The sequence below is a fragment of the Mycobacterium parmense genome, from assembly GCF_010730575.1.
GTDB lineage: Bacteria > Actinomycetota > Actinomycetes > Mycobacteriales > Mycobacteriaceae > Mycobacterium > Mycobacterium parmense.
The window spans coordinates 3,725,030-3,741,504 of record NZ_AP022614.1 but is presented as its reverse complement, the minus strand read 5'-3'; the positions used below and the strand labels follow the sequence as shown (position 1 = coordinate 3,741,504).

The following is a 16,475-nucleotide window of genomic DNA, read 5'->3' as shown; positions in this document are numbered from 1 at the left end:
GGATGACATCCCCGTTCGGGCCCATCTGGATGGCTTCGCCGCCGGAAGTGCATTCGGCGTTGCTGAGCACCGGCCCGGGGCCGGCGCCGCTGTTGGTGGCCGCTGGCGCCTGGACCGCGCTGAGCGCCGAATACGCCTCGGCGGCTAGCGAACTCAGTGGGCTCGTGGGGGCGGTGCAGGCGGGTGCATGGCAGGGGCCGAGTGCCGAAGAGTATGTGGCCGCGCACCTGCCCTATGCGGCGTGGTTGCAGCAGGCCAGCGCCGACAGCGCGGCGGTGGCCGCGCAACACGAGGTCGCGGCGACGGCGTATACCACCGCGCTGACGGGCATGCCGACGCTGATGGAGCTGGCCGCAAGCCACCTGCTGCACGGGGTGCTGCTCGCCACGAACTTCTTCGGCATCAACACGATTCCGATCGCGCTCAACGAGGCCGACTACGTGCGGATGTGGGTCCAGGCAGCCACCGCCATGGGCGCCTACCAGGCGGCGTCCGGTGCGGCGCTGGCCTCGGCGCCCAGGACCGCCGTGGCGCCCGCGATCGTGAAGCTGGACGGCGCCAACGCCGCGTCCCAGAGCAACCCGGTTTCCTCGCTCCTGCAACTGGTGCAGTCCTTCACGAACCTCTATGAGGACGGGTTTGGCGAATTCCAGACGCTGCTGCAGAACCCGGTCGGCACGCTGCGGCAGATCATCACCGCGTTCGCGACGAATCCGGCTGCGGCACTGGTGGCTTACGGTCCGCTGTTTTTCTTTGCCGCCTACGAGGTCATCTCGCCCATCGTGACCTATGGCCCCATGCTCTTGGCGCTGTCGCTCGGCGTCAGCCTGAGCCTGGGCTCGATCACACTGCCGGCCGCCGAGATCGCGCCGATCGCGGCACCCGTGGCCGCGGGAGCCGCCGCCGCGCCGGTGCTCGCTTCGGCCGGGCAGCATACCTGGCCCATCGCGACCATGGCTCCGACGGTCGTTGCCCCTGCAGGCGCTCCGGCGTCCGCTCCCGCCGGTGGTAGCGCGCCCGCCGCGCCGGCCCCGGCCGCCGCGACCGGCAGTGTCGCGTATGTCGTCGGCGGCGGCGGGGATCCGGACACGGGATTCGGGCCGACGCTGGGGGGCAGGGGCGGGGCCAAGGCACCGGCGGCGACCATTCCCGCGGCCGGGGCGGCGGTGGCGAGCCGGGCGCAGACGCGGTCGCGGCGGCGCAGGCGGGCCGCAATGCGCGAGCACGGCGACGAGTTCCTGAACATGGATGCCGACATCGACGTCACTCCGGATTATGGCGCCGACGATGAGCGTCAATTGGTCGCAGCGATGGCCTCCGGAAATGGGGCCGGGGCGCTGGGGTTCACCGGAACGGCGCAAAAGGAGTCCGTCGGGCAAGCGGCCGGGTTGACCAAGCTGGCCGGCGACGAGTTCGGCGGCGGCCCGAGGATGCCGATGGTGCCGGGTAGTTGGGACCACGAGCTCGGTGGCCCGAACGGGTCGGGGAAAGGGGGGTACGACAGTCAGTCCAGTGCCCGCACGTGATCGAAAGACCGAAGGACTTCCAGGGAAGGATTTGTTATGAGTTTGTTGGATGCGCATATTCCGCAGTTGGTGGCGGCGCAGTCGGCGTTTGGGGCTAAGGCGGGGTTGATGCGCAGCACGATCGGTCAGGCTGAGCAGGAGGCGGTGTCGGCGCAGGCTTTTCATCAGGGTGAGGCGTCGGCGGCGTTTCAGGCCGCGCATGCCCGGTTCGTGGAGGCCGCGGCGCGGGTGAACACGTTGTTGGATATCGCTCAGGCCAATCTGGGGGATGCCGCGGGGACCTATGTGGCTGCCGATGCGGCGGCGGCGTCGGGTTACACCGGGTTCTGATCTCTCCGTTAGTTGCGAAAGGACTTGTGATGTCGCAGATTATGTACAACTACCCGGCGATGCTGGGTCATGCCGGGGATATGTCGGGCTATGCGGGCACGTTGCAGAGCCTGGGTGCTGATATCGCCAGTGAGCAGGCCGCGTTGTCGAGTGCCTGGCAGGGTGATACCGGCATGGCGTATCAGGTGTGGCAGGCCCAGTGGAACCAGGCCATGGAGGCCCTGGTGCGGGCCTATCAGTCGATGGCCAGCACCCATGAGGCCAACACGTTGGCCATGTACGCCCGCGACACGGCCGAAGCCGCCCGGTGGGGCGGCTAGTTCTGACTTCATGAGCGCCGAACCGAACGCCGTCGAGTTGACGGTCGATCAGGCGTGGTTCATTGCCGAAACCATTGGGGCGGGCACCTTCCCGTGGGTTTTGGCAATCACCACGCCATATCGTGACGCCGCGCAGCGCAGCGCGTTCCTGGACCGGCAGAAGGCTGAGCTGATTCAGATGGGCCTGGTGTCAGAAGCCGGCCGCGTCGACTCGGCGGTGGCCGACTGGATCAGAGTGGTGTGCTTCCCCGATCGGTGGCTGGATCTGCGGTTCGTCGGGCCCGCCAAGGACGCCGGCGGCGCCGGTGACCTCCTGCGCGGCGTCGTGGCCCAGCGCCCCGGCACCACGGGAAAGACGGTGATCGCGTTGCGCAGCGCGCAGCTGATCACTTTCACCGCCATGGATATCGACGAGCCTCGGGGGCTCGTTCCGGTCCTCGGTGTGGGGCTCGCGCAGCGTCCGCCGGCGCGATTCGAGGAGTTCAGCATGCCGATGCGGGTCGGGGCCCGAGCCGACGAGCGGCTGCGCTCCGGCGCTCCGCTGGCCGAAGTCCTTGATTACCTGGGTATCCCGCAATCGGCCCGACCGGTGGTGGAGTCGGTGTTCAAAGGTCCGCGCAGCTACGTCGAAGTTGTCGCCGGCTGCCGCGTAGAGGGGAAGCACTCCACCAGCGAGGTGGGACTGAGCATCGTCGACACCACCGCGGGCAGAGTGCTGGTCAGCCCGTCCCGCGCGTTCGACGGCGAATGGGTCTCCACGTTCAGCCCCGGCACCCCCTTTGCGATCGCCGTCGCGATCGAACAGTTAACCGGCTTCTTGCCGGCAGACCACTGGTTTACCGGCCGGCGGCTGTCCCGAGATTTCTCCGCCCAACATGCATGACTGAAACCAACAGGAAAAGGAGCACGATGTCCCAGGAACGGCCCGAGCACTCTTGGGGGCTCCGGTGACGGCCGGCACCGTCATGCCAATCGTCCGCGTGGCCATCCTGGCGGACAACAGGCTGACGGAGATGGCCCTGCCCACAGAGTTGCCGCTGCGCGAAATACTGCCCGCCGTAAAGCATTTGGTAGCGCCCGCTACCTCGAACGGCGATGTGGACGACGCCACCGCTCCCCGGGCCGCCGACGCAGGTCCGGCCGCACAACTGAGCCTGGCGCCCATCGGGGGAGCGCCGTTCAGCCTGGATGCGAGCCTGGACACCGTCGGAGTGGTCGACGGTGACCTGCTGGCGCTGCAGCCGTTGCCTGTCGGTCCGTCCGCACCCGGCATCGTCGAGGATGTCGCCGACGCGGCCATGATCTTCTCGACCTCCCGGCTGAGGCCTTGGGGCACCGCACATATCCAGCGCGGTGCGCTGGCGGCGGCGATCGCCGCCGCGTTCGCGGGGACCGCTCTGGGGACCACCTACCGGGTCGCCACCGGCGCGGTGTCCGGACTGATCGCCGTCGCCGTCATCGCGGCGCTCACCGCGCTGGCCGGCCTGCTGTTGGCGGCGCGTTCCGCGCGCACCGGGTTGGCGCTCTCGGCCGCGGCGCTGGTACCCGTCGCGGCGGCGTTGGCGGTGGCGGTCCCCGGCAGATTCGGGCCGGCGCAAGTGATGCTGGCCGCGGCCGGCGTCACCGCGTGGTCGCTGATCGGCCTGATGGTGCCCAGTGCCGAGCGTGAGCGAATTGTCGGGTTGTTCACCACGACCGCGGTGACAGGTGCCGGTGTGCTGCTTGCCGCCGGTGCAGAACTGCTGTGGCGCCTGCCGATTCTCAGCACCGGCTGCGGATTGATCGTCGCCGCTCTGCTCATCACGGTGGAGGCGGCGCATCTTTCCGCGCTGGCGGCGCGCTTTCCGCTGCCCGTCATACCGGCCCCCGGCGACCCGACTCCGTCGGCGCCGTCGCTGTCGGTGCTCGAGGACCTGCCGCGGCGGGTGCGGATCAGCGACGCCCATCAGAGCGGCTTCATCGCCGCCGCCGTGCTGCTCAGCGTCCTGGGATCGGTAGCGATTGCGTTGCGACCCGAGGCGTTGACCGGCTCGGGTGCTCTTGGCTGGTACGTGGTGGGGGCGACCGCGACGGCGTCCGTTCTGCGCGCCCGGGTATGGGACTCGGCCGCGTGCAAAACCTGGCTGCTCGGCCAGCCCTACCTGGTCGGGGGCACCCTGCTGGTCGTCTACTTGGCGACCGGGCGGTACGCCGCTGCGCTGGTCGCGGTGGTCGTCCTCGTCGTGCTCGCCGCCGTGTGGGTAGTCGTGGCGATCAACCCGCGCATCGCCGAGCCGGAAAGCTATTCGCTACCCCTGCGCCGGCTCGTGGGCTTTGTTGCGGCCGGCCTCGACGCCTCGCTGATCCCGGTCATGGCGTACGTGGTGGGTCTGTTCAGCTGGATCCTCAATCGATGATCCGGGCCGGAGCGGCATTCCTCACAGCGACCTGCGCCGCTGTGATGTGGGCGTGCCCGTCGGCGCTGGCGGTGAGCCCGCCCGCAGTCGACCAGGGTGTGCCGCCGCCCAGCGGAACCCCGGGACCCGTGCAACCGATGGAGCAGCGCGGCCCCTGCGTCACGTCCGGAGTAATTCCCGGCAGCGATCCGGGCGCGGTGTCGCCCAGCCAGGCGATGCTGAACCTTCCCGCGGCCTGGCAGGTTTCGCGCGGTGACGGGCAGCTGGTGGCCGTCATCGACACCGGGGTGCGGCCCGGCCCGCGGCTGCCGAACGTGGACCCGGGCGGCGATTTCGTCGAGACCACCGACGGCCTGACCGACTGCGACGGACACGGCACCCTGGTCGCCGGGATCATCGCCGGCCAGCCGTCCGGTGACGACGGGTTCTCCGGGGTGGCGCCGGGAGCGCGGGTGGTGTCGATCAGGAGCACGTCGGCCATGTTCTCCCCGCGCACACCGGGCGGCGACCCGCAGCTGGCGCAAGCCTCCCTCGAGGTCACAACGCTGGGCCGGGCGATCGTGCACGCGGCCGACCTCGGGGCGCGGGTGATCAACATCTCCGGGATCACGTGCCTGCCCGCCGACCGGCCGATCGACCAGGCCGCGCTCGGCGCGGCGATCCGCTACGCGGCGGTGGACAAGGACGCCGTCATCGTGGCCGCTGCCGGAGACAGCGGGACGACCGGATCGCTGGCCGGCGGATCGTCGTGTGAGTCCAATCCGCTCACCGACCTGAGCCACCCGAACGATCCGCGCAACTGGGGCGGCGTCACGTCGATCTCCATTCCCTCGTGGTGGCAGCCCTACGTCCTGTCGGTGGCCTCGCTGACGCCTGACGGCGGCCCTTCGAAGTTCACCATGGCGGGGCCGTGGGTGGGTGTCGCGGCGCCCGGCGAGCACATCGTTTCGGTGAGCAACGGCGATGGCGGCGGCCTTGCCGACGGCCTGCCCGACGCGCACCAGCAACTCGGCGCCCTCAGCGGCACCGGCTATGCGGCCGGCTACGTGTCGGGCGTCGCCGCACTGGTACGCAGCAAGTACCCCGAACTGAGCGCCAGCCAGGTCGTACGCCGCATCACGGCGACGGCACACAACGGCGCCCGGGTCACGTCCAACGTCGTCGGCGCGGGCAGCGTCGACCCGGTGGCGGCCCTGACCTGGCAACTTGCCCCCGGTAACCGATCGGAGGTGGTGCCGGCCAAGCCGGTCGCCCTGCCGCCGACACCGGCGCCAACGGACACCAGACCGCGGACCATCGCGTTCGTCGGTACCGCCGCACTGGCTCTGCTCGTCGGGGCCGTCGCCGGGGTCGTCACGATCACCCGCAGAAAGGACACCACCTCGTGAGCTCGATGCCGACACCCGGGAGGGGCCGTATCACACTGGCGCTGCTGGCCGTGGTGCCCGCGGTGATGGCCTATCCCTGGAACTCAACTCGCGACTACTGGGTGCTCGGCACGTGCGCCGTCGTGCTGATCCTGTTGTTCGGCTGCTGGCGAGGTTTGTACGTGACCACGATCCTGCGCCGTCGGCTGGCGATCATGGGGCGCAGCGGCAGCTTCGTTCCCGAACCCGGTGATGGCACATCGACGACGGCGCTGCTGCGTCTCGGCGCGCCGATCGGCGACACCGACGTGCTGCCGCTGCCGCTCATCGCCGGATACCTGGACCGTTACGGCATCCGTGCCGACAAGATACGGGTCACCTTCCGCGACAACCCAACCGACGCCGCAAGGCGGGAGACGTGGATCGGGCTGACCGTATCGGCCGCCGACAATCTGGCGGCGCTTCAGGCGCGCTCACCGCAGATTCCGCTGCACGAGACCACCGAGGTGGCGGCGCGGCGGCTGGCCGATCACCTCAGGCAACTCGGATGGGAAGCAACCATGGTGGCGGACGACGACGTTCCGCGGTTACTGTCGCCCAATACCCGCGAAAGTTGGCGCGGAGTACAGCGGGGCGAGTCAGATTACATGGCGGCCTACAGTATTCGGGTTGACGACGCCCTGCCCGAAACCCTGGACGCAATCCATTCGTACCCTGCGCGCGAGACGTGCACGGCGCTGGAGATCGCAGGGGACAGGACCCACAACACGATCGCCGCTGCTTGCGCGTTCCTGACCGATACGCCGCCGGGCGGCGGTGCGCCGCTGACCGGCCTGGCGCCGCAGCGCGGGATTCACCAGCCGGCGCTGATGCGCCTGGACCTCCTGTCCACGCAGCGCCTGGACGGGCACACCGTTGCGCCGGCCGACCTGCTGCAACGGCTGCGCCTGCACACTCCCGGCGCCGGGGCCCACCGGGCGCCGCTCGCCGAAACCGCTAGAACATGACCGCGTGCAGGAACGCGGTCATCCGGCGCAGATAGTCCAGCTGGCTGACGTGCATCACGTGGCTGCCCGGAAACCAGTGCAGCGCACAGCGATCCCAGTGCTCCCATAGCGCGACGGCGTGATCCGGCGGCGCCATCCGGTCGCCCATCCCGGTGATGATCATCCGGCGGTCCTTGGGTAGGCGCGGCGCGTAGTTCAGCGGGCAGTGGTAGGATAACCCGGCGGCCAGGTCGTCGTCGCCGATGTCGGACAGGCGCAGGCCCAGCCGAACGAGCTTGTTGGCGGGGAACCATTCGCGGAACATCTTCACCGGGGTCACGACGGGGCAGTTGGGGATCACCGCCTCGAGGCGATCGTCGACCGAGGCGACCAGCGCCGAGGTGTATCCGCCCAGCGAGATGCCCGTCAGCGCGATGCGGTCCACCCCGCTCTGGCGCAAATAGTCGACGATCGAACGGAAGTCGTGCACGGCCTGGGCCACCGCCTCGGCGAACCCGCTCAGCCCGCCCGCGAAATAGCCGAATCCGCTGAACGGCGAACGCTTTTCGGCACGCTCGCCGTGAAAGGGCAACGTGTACATGAGGACGTCGTAACCGGACCGGTAATACCAGGGCAGTGTGAAGAACCGCCCGTTGGCCAGATACGACGAGCCCATGAACCCGTGGATGACGCACAGCGTGGGCCGGGGGCCGTCGTGGTGGCGCCAGTGCTGGGCGCGCACCACGTTGTTGGACCGCAGCGCGCCCCAGCGCTCGCGCATGGCGGGGTTGATCGCGGTGAAGCTGCTGGGAAACGAGAGGTTGTACACCGTCCCGTGTGCGACCCAGTGCGCGACCTGCCCGGCCGGCAGCGACGAGACCCGCGGCGGGCCGGGTGGCGCGGGAAACGACTTGACCGGATCACGCTGGGCCGCCAGCTCGGCGTAGAAGTCGAGGTTGCGCCGCTCGGCACCGGAGTCGGCCCGGCGCAGGGCGGAAGCGACCGCGACCGGCGCCACCGTCGCGGCGAGCAGGGACGCCACCCAGGTGCGCAGCGCGAGGTCGCCGATGGCCGACGCCTCGACGACCATGCGCTGCCGGCGGGACAGCGCCGACAGTGGGGGCAGCCCCGCGGCGCCGGGCGGCAGGTCCGCGCCGGCAACGTTCGGCACCGGAATGCGCTGATCGATGGGATCGCTGTCGGACGCCACGAACGCCGATCGTATCCCCAGTCACGCGCCGCGGTAGCACCATGCGGTAATACGGATCTGTCCATCAGCCGACCGGTCACGGCCACGATCAGGAGGATCGATATGTGGGATCCCGACGTCTACCTGGCCTTCGCGGACCATCGCGGCCGCCCCTTCCATGACCTGGTCTCCCGGGTGGGGACCGAGCGGGCGCGCCGCGTCGTCGACCTCGGTTGCGGTCCCGGCAACCTGACGAAGTATCTGGCCCGGCGCTGGCCGGACGCGGTGATCGAGGCGATCGACAGCTCGCCGGAGATGGTCGCCGCCGCAAAGGAGCGCGGCGTCGACGCCGTCACCGGCGACCTGCGCGACTGGAAGCCCGCCCCCGACACCGACGTGGTGGTCAGCAACGCGGCCATGCACTGGGTGCCCGAGCACTCCGACCTGCTGGTGCGCTGGGCCGGCGAGCTGGCCCCCGGATCGTGGATCGGCGTGCAGATGCCGGGCAACTTCGATTCGCCGTCGCACGGGGCGGTGCGGGCGCTCGCCCGTCGTGAGCCCTACGCAAAGGCATTGCGCGACATACCTTTCCGAGTCGGCGCGGTGGTACAGCCACCGACCCACTACGCCAACCTGCTGCTGGATGCCGGATGCAAGGTAGACGTCTGGGAAACCACCTATCTACACCAGCTCACCGGCGAGAACCCCGTCCTGGAATGGATCACCGGCACAGCGCTGGTTCCCGTCCGCGAGCGGCTCGACGAATCCGGCTGGCAGCAGTTCCGCCAAGAACTGATCCCGCTGCTCGACGACGCCTACCCGGCGCGCGCCGACGGCGTGACGATCTTCCCGTTCCGGCGGGTGTTCATCATCGCCGAGGTCGGCGGCTCACAGCGCTCAGGTGGGTAGCCCCAGCGCCTGCGCCTCGGCCCGGTAGCGGTCGACCCACTCGTCCGAGCGGTGGTCCGCCTGCCGCTCCAGCATCGGCGGCGGCGCCTTGCCGGGATCCTGCCCGAGCGCCTCGAGCACCGTGGCGACGACCGCGGTCAGGTTGCGCCACAGCACCGGGTAGGCGATGTCGATCGGGTCGACGCCCTCCTCGGCGAACCACGCGCGCCAGCCGTTCTCCTGGCAGCGCAGGATCTTGACGACGTGCGCGATGGCACCCGCGTGGTAGGCGGCCCGCGCGTCGCGCTCCGGATCGGCGTGACCCTGCCAGGCCTGGGTCTGCACGGCCCGCCAGAACGACACCGCCTGCGACACCACGTCGGGCCGGTAGACGTGGACGTAGACCGGCTCGCTGCCGATCACGTCCCGGATCGCCGCCCGCAGGCCGTCACCGCGGCGGTCCGCCAGTCCCGCCGCCCGGCGCAGCAACAGGGGCGTCTGGTTCCACATCAGCTTTCCGCCCCACACCCCGTTGGGAGTCCGGCCGGCCTCGCGGATGTGCTCTCGCCACGTCGCCGGGGGCGTGGCGTCCGGGGTACCGGGGTCCGACGGGTCGAGCAGCCGCAATATCGACTCGTCGTCGACTCCGGCGAACCAATCGCGCGGCTGCGGCGGCATACCGGTGGACGGCAGTGGCTCGAAGAACTCCTGCGGGTTGCCGGCGATGCCGGTGGCGCGCAGCGATTCCAGCAGCAGTGTGCTGCCGCTGCGCTGGGTGGCGAGCACGAGATAGGCCGTTGCGGCGCGGGGCACCCGACGAGCCTAACGGCTGCGGCTAGCGCCCGGCGATCGCCGAACCGGGCGGCGCGGCGTCCTGGTGGGCCTGTCGGTACTTCTCGATGCTGCGCAGCGCGATGCGGGTGCCCGCGACGTCGGACGGGATCACGTCGCAGGTCCACTGACGCCAATCGTTAAGCCGTAGAGCCAATTCCGTCGCGATCTCGTCGACGGCCGGATCGCCGCCCGCGAGCAGGTTCGTGGTCTCGCTGGGGTCGGTGCGCAGGTCGTAGAGCTCACGCTGTGGCCGCGGCCGGTCCACCGGCGCGATGGACGCCGCGGACGGGCTCTCCTCGATGTCCAGCGGAAAGTCGAAGGAGGGCCGCACGGCGTAGTTCTCGATGTAGCTGTAGTCCTTGGTGCGGATCCCGCGGATCGGGTCGAAGGAGTCGTGATAGGTCTTCGTGGTGTAGACGTGGTCCCGGACCGGCTCGGCCCACCGGTCCGGCGTCAGCAGCGCGTCCGCGTGGCACATCCCGTCGACGTCGGCCGGCACATCCAGCCCGAGCAGGCCGAGCAGCGTCGGCACCAGGTCGACACCGCTGAACAGTTCGTCGTACACGCGGGGCGCCACGGCGCGGCCCGTCGGCGGGCGGACGATCATGCCGATGCCGGTTCCGGCGTCGTAGAGGGTGGACTTGGCCCGGGGGAACGCGGGCCCGTGGTCGGTGAAGAACACCACCCACGTGCTGGCGTCGAGCCCCGTGTCGGACAGCGCGTCCAGCAGCCGGCCGGCCGCGGCGTCGGCCGCGGCGATCGCCCCGTAGAAGGCGGCCAGGTCGCCGCGCACACCGGGGGTGTCGGGCAGGTAGTCGGGGGGGACGACGGCCGCGGCATCGGCCGGCTGGTAGCGCTCGGCGGGGTAGGGCCGGTGGGCTTCGAAGAACCCGGCGGTCAGCAGGAACGGCCGCCCCAGGGCCGGCGCGCTGTCCTGCAGCCACCGGCCCGCAACGTCGGCCACGTAATCGCAGTAGGAGTTTGAGACGTCGAACTCGTCGAAACCCAGCCTCTTCGGTTCCGATGTCTCGTGCTGCATGCCGAAAAGCGCTGAGTGATAACCGAACTCGGTGAGGATCTGCGGCAGGGTGCGCACGCCGCTGCGGTATTCCCAACCGTGGTGCGCCAGTCCCATCAAGCCGTTGGTCTGCGGGTAGCGCCCGGTGAACAGCGAGCCCCGCGACGGCGAGCACTGCGGCGCTGTGGCGAACGCCCGGGTGAACAGGATGCCGTCTGCGGCAAGCCGGTCCAGCCGGGGGCTGTGGACGTCGCGGTGGCCGTAGGCACCGAGGTGACGGCCCAGGTCGTGCCAGTGCACGATCAGCACGTTGTCCTTGCGGTCCGCGCCCGTGCGGACCGCGCCGTTGCCCGTCCGATGCCCGCCAGCCACCTACGCCACCTCTCCGCCTTGCCTTGCGACCGGCGGCGACGATACCGCAGCTGGTTGCGACAAAGCTGAGTGTGCCGCCCCGGCAGCCCTCACCGAGCCGGCGGCCGGCCCCAGCCGTTCTCGCAGACGAACTCCGACAACGGCCGGGCGTGCGCCCAGCCGTCCAGCTCCAGCGCCGGGCGATCGGGAAATTCCGGGACCGGCCCCAGGCACAGGATGGCCACCGGCTCGGCGCCCGGCGGCATCGCCAGCAGGGCCGCCAGGCGCCGCGGATCGAACAGCGAGACCCAGCCCATGCCGAGGCCCTCGGAGCGGGCCGCGAGCCACAGGTTCTGGATGGCGCACGACACCGACGCCAGGTCCATCTGCGGCAGCGTCCGGCGACCGAACACATGCTCGTCGCGGTTGTCACACAACGCCACGACCAGCAGTTCCGCGCACTCGAGAACGCCCTCCACCTTCAGCGCCAGGAACTCCTCGCCCCGCTCGCCCAGGGCGGCGGCGGTCAGCGGGCGCTCCTCGTCGACGAGCGCGTGAATGCGCCGGCGCAGCGCGCCGTCGGTGATGCGGATGAAGCGCCACGGTTGCATCAGGCCGACGCTGGGCGCGGCGTGCGCGGCCTGCAGCAGGCGCGCGAGCACCTCCTCGGCGACCACCCCACCGGGGGAGAAGCGGCGCATGTCCCGTCGTTCGGAGATCGCCCGATAGACGGCCCGGCGCTCCTGAGCGCTGAACACCTGATCGGTCACGCCCCCCATCGTAGGAATCAGGGCGCGCAATATGAGATCGCGATCACGGACTGTAGGTGACGCCGACCGCCCGGAAGACGTATTCGGGCGGCATGTCGAAGGCCAGCGATCGCTTCGGCAGGCCGGCGAGCACGTCGTCGGGCACGGCGACCTTGTGGTGCAGCGACAGTTCGCCGCTGAACCTCGGATCGACCCGGGCGACGTCGACGTCGACCTGCAGGCCGGTCGACGAGATCTCGACCCGCGCCGCGCCGGTCTGCGGGGCGTCCCAGTTCACATTCACGACTGCGCCGGCCAGCTTGGGCAGCATGGACAGCGTCGCCAGCACCCGCTCGGAGGTCAGGACCAGCGAACCGGTGTAGCTGGCCACGCTGTGCGGAAGCCGCACGCCGGGGATGACGCCGCTGAATCGCCGGGTCACGGCGACGTACTCGGCGAGAAAGAGCAGGCCTTCGGCCTCGACCTGAGCGTGCAGCTCGTCGGGCAGCTTGCCGATGCCGAACAATCTGCGGACAAAGACGGCCATGACGCCAGTATGACTGCCGCGCGGCCGGGGGCGCGGGTCCGCAAGTCCGGGCCGCCCCGATCCCCGTGCTGCACTGCTGGTATCGGTTGACCATGATCCGACAGCGGACCGCTCTGGCCGTTTCCGTTCCGGCCGCGATCGTCGTCTACGCGGCGATGTGGGTGGGTTACCGCGAGAACTGGGCGTGGCTGCACGGCCTCGATTGGTCGTTGCTGGACGCGGCGCACGACGCCGGGGTCAAGCACCCCCTATGGGTGCGGTTCTGGGACGGGCTGTCCTTCGCGCTCGGCCCGGTCCCGCTGCGCGTGCTGGGCACGGTGGCGGCGGTTGCCGCCGCGGTGAAGCGCAACGTGCGGGCGGCGCTGGTGCTGATGGCCTGCGGGCCGCTCAACGGGATCGTGACGTCGGCGGCCAAGGCCCTGGCGAACCGGCCGCGACCGCCGACCATGCTGGTGCCCACGCCGTCGACGTCGTTCCCGTCCGGTCATGCGCTCGAGGCGACGGCGCTGCTGCTGGCGCTGCTGGCCTTCGGCCTGCCGATGGTCGGACGAGCGCTGGGCCGCGTCGCGATCGCGCTCACGGCGCTCTGCCTGCTCGCGGTGGGGGCCGCGAGAGTGGCGCTCAACGTGCACTACCCGTCGGACGTGCTGGCCGGCTGGGCACTGGGATACCTGTATTTCCTGTTGGCCCTCTTCGTATTTCGGCCCTTCCCGATGGCGTCGGCCGAGGCGCCGAAGGTCACGGCGCGTGACCGAACTGGACCTAAACCTTGACTTGACCCTGAGGTTGGGGCGACCCGACGATTGATCCATGCGCCGATTCCTCGCCCCACTGTGCGCTGCGGCATGCGTCCTCACGGCATCGCTTGTCGCGGCGCCGGCCGGCCGGGCCGCCGGCGTTCCCTGGTTCGCGAACGCCGTCGGCAACGCCACCCAGGTGGTCTCGGTGGTCAGCACCGGCGCTTCCAACGCGCAGATGGACATCTACGGGCGCACCGCCGCGGGCTGGCAGCCGCTGAGGACGGGAGTTCCCGCCCACGTCGGGTCCGCGGGCATGGCCCCGCAGGCCCGCAGCGGAGTGCCGGCAACCCCGATGGGCGTCTACAGCCTCGACTCGGCGTTCGGCACCGCGCCCAATCCCGGTGGGGGACTGCCCTATACGCAGGTCACCGGTCCCAACTACTGGTGGAGCGGCGACGACCACAGCCCCACCTTCAACTCCATGCAGATCTGCCAGAAGGCGCAGTGCCCGTTCGACACGGCCGCGAGCGAGAACCTGCAGATTCCGCAGTACAAGCACGCGGTCGTGATGGGCGTCAACAAGAACAAGGCACCCGGCGGCGGCTCGGCGTTCTTCTTCCACACCACCGACGGTCACCCCACCGAGGGCTGCGTCGCGGTCGACGACGCTCAGCTGGTGTCGATCATGAAATGGCTGCAGCCCGGCGCGGTGATCGCGATCGGAAAGTAGTCAGTCCAGCGCGCGTCCGGGCTTGAGCTTGAAGTCGAGGCCGGCCAACGACATCGTCGCCTCGTAGGTGCGGTCGTAACCGGTGGCGCTGATCTTCCAGCCCTCGTCGGTACGGCGGTAGCGGTCGCGGTAGAAGGCGGCGCCGATCAGCATGAAGTCGAACTCGGTGACCATCACCCGGTCCTGCAGATACCAGGTGCCCGTCGCCTCGTCGCCGTCCACCGTGATCTCCGGGTGGGTCACCCGGTGTTCGGTGATGACCGCCGGGCCAAGCGATTTGCGCATGTAGTTCACCAGGTCGACGCGGTTGGTGAAGTGCAGCTCCTCGCCGACCGACGACCCGTAGTCGCCCACGACGTCGTCGGTCAGCGTGTCGGCGAAGTCGTCCCAGTGCTTGGTGTCCAGCGCGCGCAGATACCGGTACTTGACTTGTTTGATCGCCTCGGTCGCGGCGACGTCATCGTGGCCCATCCCGTCATTGCAGCACACCGGGGGCGCCGCGTTCCAGGTACAAGGTCACCATGTCTATCAGCGCGCGGCGTTCGCGCTCCCAGTCGATCGGCGTGCCGATGATCATCTGTGCCAGCACCACCCCACGCAGCGCCGCCCAGATCACGTCGGCCACGCCGTCGTCCGCGGGCGTGATCACCCGGCCGAGCTGGCCGATTGCCGCGTTCATCTCGAGCAGGTGGCGACGCGTGGCCTCGCCGGGGCCGCCGCGGGTGGCCCGCAGGATTTCGAAGGCCGCCAGCGAGGTCGGGCTGCTGTAGCAGCTCCACGCGGTGTCGACGACGACCTCGATGCGTTCGCGCAGGGCGAGCTCGCCGACGTCGGCCGACGACATGCTCTCGACCAGGCGGGCCACCCCGTCGTCGACGACGGCCATCAGCAGGCCGTTGCGGTCGCCGAAGTGGTACTGGATGACACCCCACGTCACGCCCGCACGGTCGGCCACATGCTTGGCGGTGGCTGCGGCGAACCCCTCCTCGACGATGCAGCGGACCGTCTCGTCGATGATCCTGGCCCGGGTGTGGTCCCCGCGCTTGCGCGGCGCACTGGTGCGCCGGGTCGGGGCGACCGAACGCTGCACTGTCTGGCCTGCTGGAACGGACATTGTTGACTTTATAACATAGTCAGGATTATTTTTGGGCGCGTGAGCCGGTCCCGTTACGCGCAGCTGTCCCGCCGCGAGCTTGCCGCCCTGGTTCCCGAACTGCTGTTGATCGGCCAGATGATCGATCGCTCCGGCATGGCCTGGTGCATCAACGCGTTCGGCCGCGAGGAGATGGTGCAGATCGCCATCGAAGAGTGGGCGGGCGCCAGCCCGGTGTACACCCGGCGGATGCAGCGGGCGCTGAACTTCGAGGGCGACGACGTGCCGACCATCTTCAAGGGCCTGCAGCTCGACATCGGCGCCCCGCCGCAGTTCATGGACTTTCGCTACACCATCCACGACCGCTGGCACGGGGAGTTCCACCTCGACCATTGCGGCGCCCTGCTCGACGTCGAACCGATGGGCGAGAAATACGTCTTCGGGATGTGCCACACCATCGAGGACCCGACGTTCGACGCCACCGCTGTGGCGACCAATCCACGCGCCCAGGTCAGGCCCCTGCACCGGCCGCCGCGGGTGCCCGCCGACAGGCATCCGCACTGCGCGTGGACCGTCGTCATCGACGACTCCCACCCCGAGGCCCAGGGCATCCCGGCCCTCGACATCGTCCGCCAAACCCGCGCAGCGACATGGGAACTCGATCCAATCGACCCGATGGAAGAGGGCAAGTCGGAGTACGCGGGGCCGGTCTTGTCCGACTTCGACTTCGACGCGTTCTCGCACTCGGCGCTGGTCCGCATGGCCGACGAGGTCTGTCTGCAGATGCACCTGCTGTACCTGTCGTTCGCCATCGCGGTGCGCGGGCGGGCGCGCGAGGAGGCGGAGGCCGTCGCGGTGTGCACCCGCGGCCTGATCGGTGTGGCGGGGCTGGCCGCCGAGCGGATCCACCGCGCCCTGGGGTCGCCCGCGGGGATCGACGGACTCATGCGGGTGCTCGGGTTGCACCCCTTGCTCAATCCCGCCGGCTATGTCGTGTCCGAGACGGCGGCGAACCGGCTGATCGTCGCGCGGTCGCCGGCCTACGACGACGGCGCCTGGATTGCGCTGTGCTCCCCGGCGTCGGTGCAGCCGCTGCAGGCGATCGCGACCGCCGTCGATCCCCGTCTGCGGGTCCGGGTTAGCGGTACGGACGTCGACTGGACCGCCGAATTCGTCGAGGCCGATGCCGCCGCGGACGAACTGCCAGAGGTTTCGGTGGCGAAAGTCAGTGGCGGATCGACGTTTCAGTTCGAGCCGAGGCGTTCGCTGCCGCTGACCGTGGTGTGAGCACCATCGGCTTTGTCAAGGGGTTGCCGGTACCGCTTCGGTGACACAACGGCATCGGGCGTATACCAATGACGTTGCAAGCCATCGGCTTTCCGCGTGTCGACAGCTATGGTTGACGCTGGCC

At 69.8% G+C, this 16,475-nt stretch carries 18 protein-coding genes; 11 read left to right on the top strand and 7 right to left on the bottom strand.

Annotated features, from left to right (window positions below):
* The first annotated feature begins 2 nt into the window (after positions 1 to 2).
* The 7 genes from G6N48_RS17320 to eccE all read left to right on the top strand — a co-directional run bounded on the left by G6N48_RS17320 (position 3) and on the right by eccE (position 6,946).
* Entirely contained in the window at positions 3 to 1,526 is a 1,524-nt protein-coding gene (locus G6N48_RS17320; protein ID WP_085267157.1) for a PPE family protein, read from the top strand.
* A 36-nt stretch (positions 1,527 to 1,562) separates the two neighbouring features.
* Complete coding sequence (esxG, locus tag G6N48_RS17315) at positions 1,563 to 1,856, top strand: type VII secretion system protein EsxG (RefSeq protein ID WP_085267136.1); 294 nt, start codon at positions 1,563 to 1,565, stop codon at positions 1,854 to 1,856.
* A gap of 29 nt (positions 1,857 to 1,885) precedes the next feature.
* Positions 1,886 to 2,176 carry a WXG100 family type VII secretion target gene (locus G6N48_RS17310; protein ID WP_085267171.1) on the top strand — a complete coding sequence of 97 codons (291 nt, stop codon included), beginning with the start codon at positions 1,886 to 1,888 and terminating at the stop codon, positions 2,174 to 2,176.
* Between the two features lie 10 nt (positions 2,177 to 2,186).
* Positions 2,187 to 3,059, top strand: coding sequence for an ESX secretion-associated protein EspG (locus tag G6N48_RS17305; RefSeq protein WP_085267158.1), 873 nt, complete (start codon positions 2,187 to 2,189; stop codon positions 3,057 to 3,059).
* A gap of 82 nt (positions 3,060 to 3,141) precedes the next feature.
* Positions 3,142 to 4,572, top strand: a complete 1,431-nt coding sequence (gene eccD / locus G6N48_RS17300) for a type VII secretion integral membrane protein EccD (protein ID WP_139825563.1) — start codon at positions 3,142 to 3,144, stop codon at positions 4,570 to 4,572.
* Positions 4,569 to 5,960: a type VII secretion-associated serine protease mycosin gene (gene mycP, locus G6N48_RS17295; RefSeq protein ID WP_085267160.1), complete on the top strand. Its 1,392-nt coding sequence runs from the start codon at positions 4,569 to 4,571 to the stop codon at positions 5,958 to 5,960. Before eccD ends, mycP begins: the two co-directional genes overlap by 4 nt.
* A 5-nt stretch (positions 5,961 to 5,965) precedes the next feature.
* Positions 5,966 to 6,946 carry a type VII secretion protein EccE gene (eccE, locus tag G6N48_RS17290; protein WP_085267174.1) on the top strand — a complete coding sequence of 327 codons (981 nt, stop codon included), beginning with the start codon at positions 5,966 to 5,968 and terminating at the stop codon, positions 6,944 to 6,946.
* Here the strand turns inward: eccE and G6N48_RS17285 are convergent.
* Positions 6,936 to 8,135 (bottom strand): alpha/beta hydrolase family protein, encoded by a 1,200-nt coding sequence (locus tag G6N48_RS17285; protein ID WP_085267161.1) that lies wholly within the window; start codon positions 8,133 to 8,135, stop codon positions 6,936 to 6,938. The genes eccE and G6N48_RS17285 overlap by 11 nt on opposite strands.
* Before the next feature lie 102 nt (positions 8,136 to 8,237).
* Between G6N48_RS17285 and G6N48_RS17280 the strand changes: the two genes are divergently transcribed.
* Positions 8,238 to 9,023 carry a trans-aconitate 2-methyltransferase gene (locus G6N48_RS17280; protein ID WP_085267162.1) on the top strand — a complete coding sequence of 262 codons (786 nt, stop codon included), beginning with the start codon at positions 8,238 to 8,240 and terminating at the stop codon, positions 9,021 to 9,023.
* Here G6N48_RS17280 and stf0 read toward each other — a convergent pair.
* The 4 genes from stf0 to G6N48_RS17260 form a co-directional block, all read right to left on the bottom strand.
* A complete protein-coding gene (gene stf0, locus G6N48_RS17275; RefSeq protein ID WP_085267163.1) occupies positions 9,012 to 9,815 on the bottom strand; it encodes a trehalose 2-sulfotransferase in 804 nt (267 codons plus the stop codon). The genes G6N48_RS17280 and stf0 overlap by 12 nt on opposite strands.
* A gap of 22 nt (positions 9,816 to 9,837) precedes the next feature.
* Positions 9,838 to 11,226 (bottom strand): sulfatase family protein, encoded by a 1,389-nt coding sequence (locus G6N48_RS17270; RefSeq protein ID WP_139825564.1) that lies wholly within the window; start codon positions 11,224 to 11,226, stop codon positions 9,838 to 9,840.
* 89 nt (positions 11,227 to 11,315) lie between these two features.
* Positions 11,316 to 11,963 carry a 5,6-dimethylbenzimidazole synthase gene (bluB, locus tag G6N48_RS17265; protein ID WP_139825567.1) on the bottom strand — a complete coding sequence of 216 codons (648 nt, stop codon included), beginning with the start codon at positions 11,961 to 11,963 and terminating at the stop codon, positions 11,316 to 11,318.
* A gap of 55 nt (positions 11,964 to 12,018) precedes the next feature.
* Positions 12,019 to 12,501: a hypothetical protein gene (locus G6N48_RS17260; protein WP_085267165.1), complete on the bottom strand. Its 483-nt coding sequence runs from the start codon at positions 12,499 to 12,501 to the stop codon at positions 12,019 to 12,021.
* A gap of 92 nt (positions 12,502 to 12,593) precedes the next feature.
* Between G6N48_RS17260 and G6N48_RS17255 the strand changes: the two genes are divergently transcribed.
* Both G6N48_RS17255 and G6N48_RS17250 read left to right on the top strand, forming a co-directional pair.
* Positions 12,594 to 13,274, top strand: coding sequence for a phosphatase PAP2 family protein (locus G6N48_RS17255; RefSeq protein ID WP_085267166.1), 681 nt, complete (start codon positions 12,594 to 12,596; stop codon positions 13,272 to 13,274).
* Positions 13,275 to 13,311: 37 nt separating this feature from the next.
* Positions 13,312 to 13,971 (top strand): L,D-transpeptidase family protein, encoded by a 660-nt coding sequence (locus G6N48_RS17250; protein WP_085267167.1) that lies wholly within the window; start codon positions 13,312 to 13,314, stop codon positions 13,969 to 13,971.
* On the opposite strand, the gene G6N48_RS17245 is transcribed toward G6N48_RS17250, so the two are convergent.
* Together G6N48_RS17245 and G6N48_RS17240 are read right to left on the bottom strand one after the other, a co-directional pair.
* Positions 13,972 to 14,442 carry a nuclear transport factor 2 family protein gene (locus tag G6N48_RS17245; protein WP_139825565.1) on the bottom strand — a complete coding sequence of 157 codons (471 nt, stop codon included), beginning with the start codon at positions 14,440 to 14,442 and terminating at the stop codon, positions 13,972 to 13,974. It abuts the gene before it with no gap.
* A 4-nt stretch (positions 14,443 to 14,446) separates the two neighbouring features.
* Complete coding sequence (locus G6N48_RS17240; RefSeq protein WP_085267169.1) at positions 14,447 to 15,085, bottom strand: TetR/AcrR family transcriptional regulator; 639 nt, start codon at positions 15,083 to 15,085, stop codon at positions 14,447 to 14,449.
* A gap of 39 nt (positions 15,086 to 15,124) precedes the next feature.
* Here G6N48_RS17240 and G6N48_RS17235 point away from each other — a divergent pair, with 39 nt between their 5' ends.
* Positions 15,125 to 16,351, top strand: coding sequence for a hypothetical protein (locus G6N48_RS17235; RefSeq protein ID WP_085267170.1), 1,227 nt, complete (start codon positions 15,125 to 15,127; stop codon positions 16,349 to 16,351).
* Positions 16,352 to 16,475: the final 124 nt, after the last annotated feature.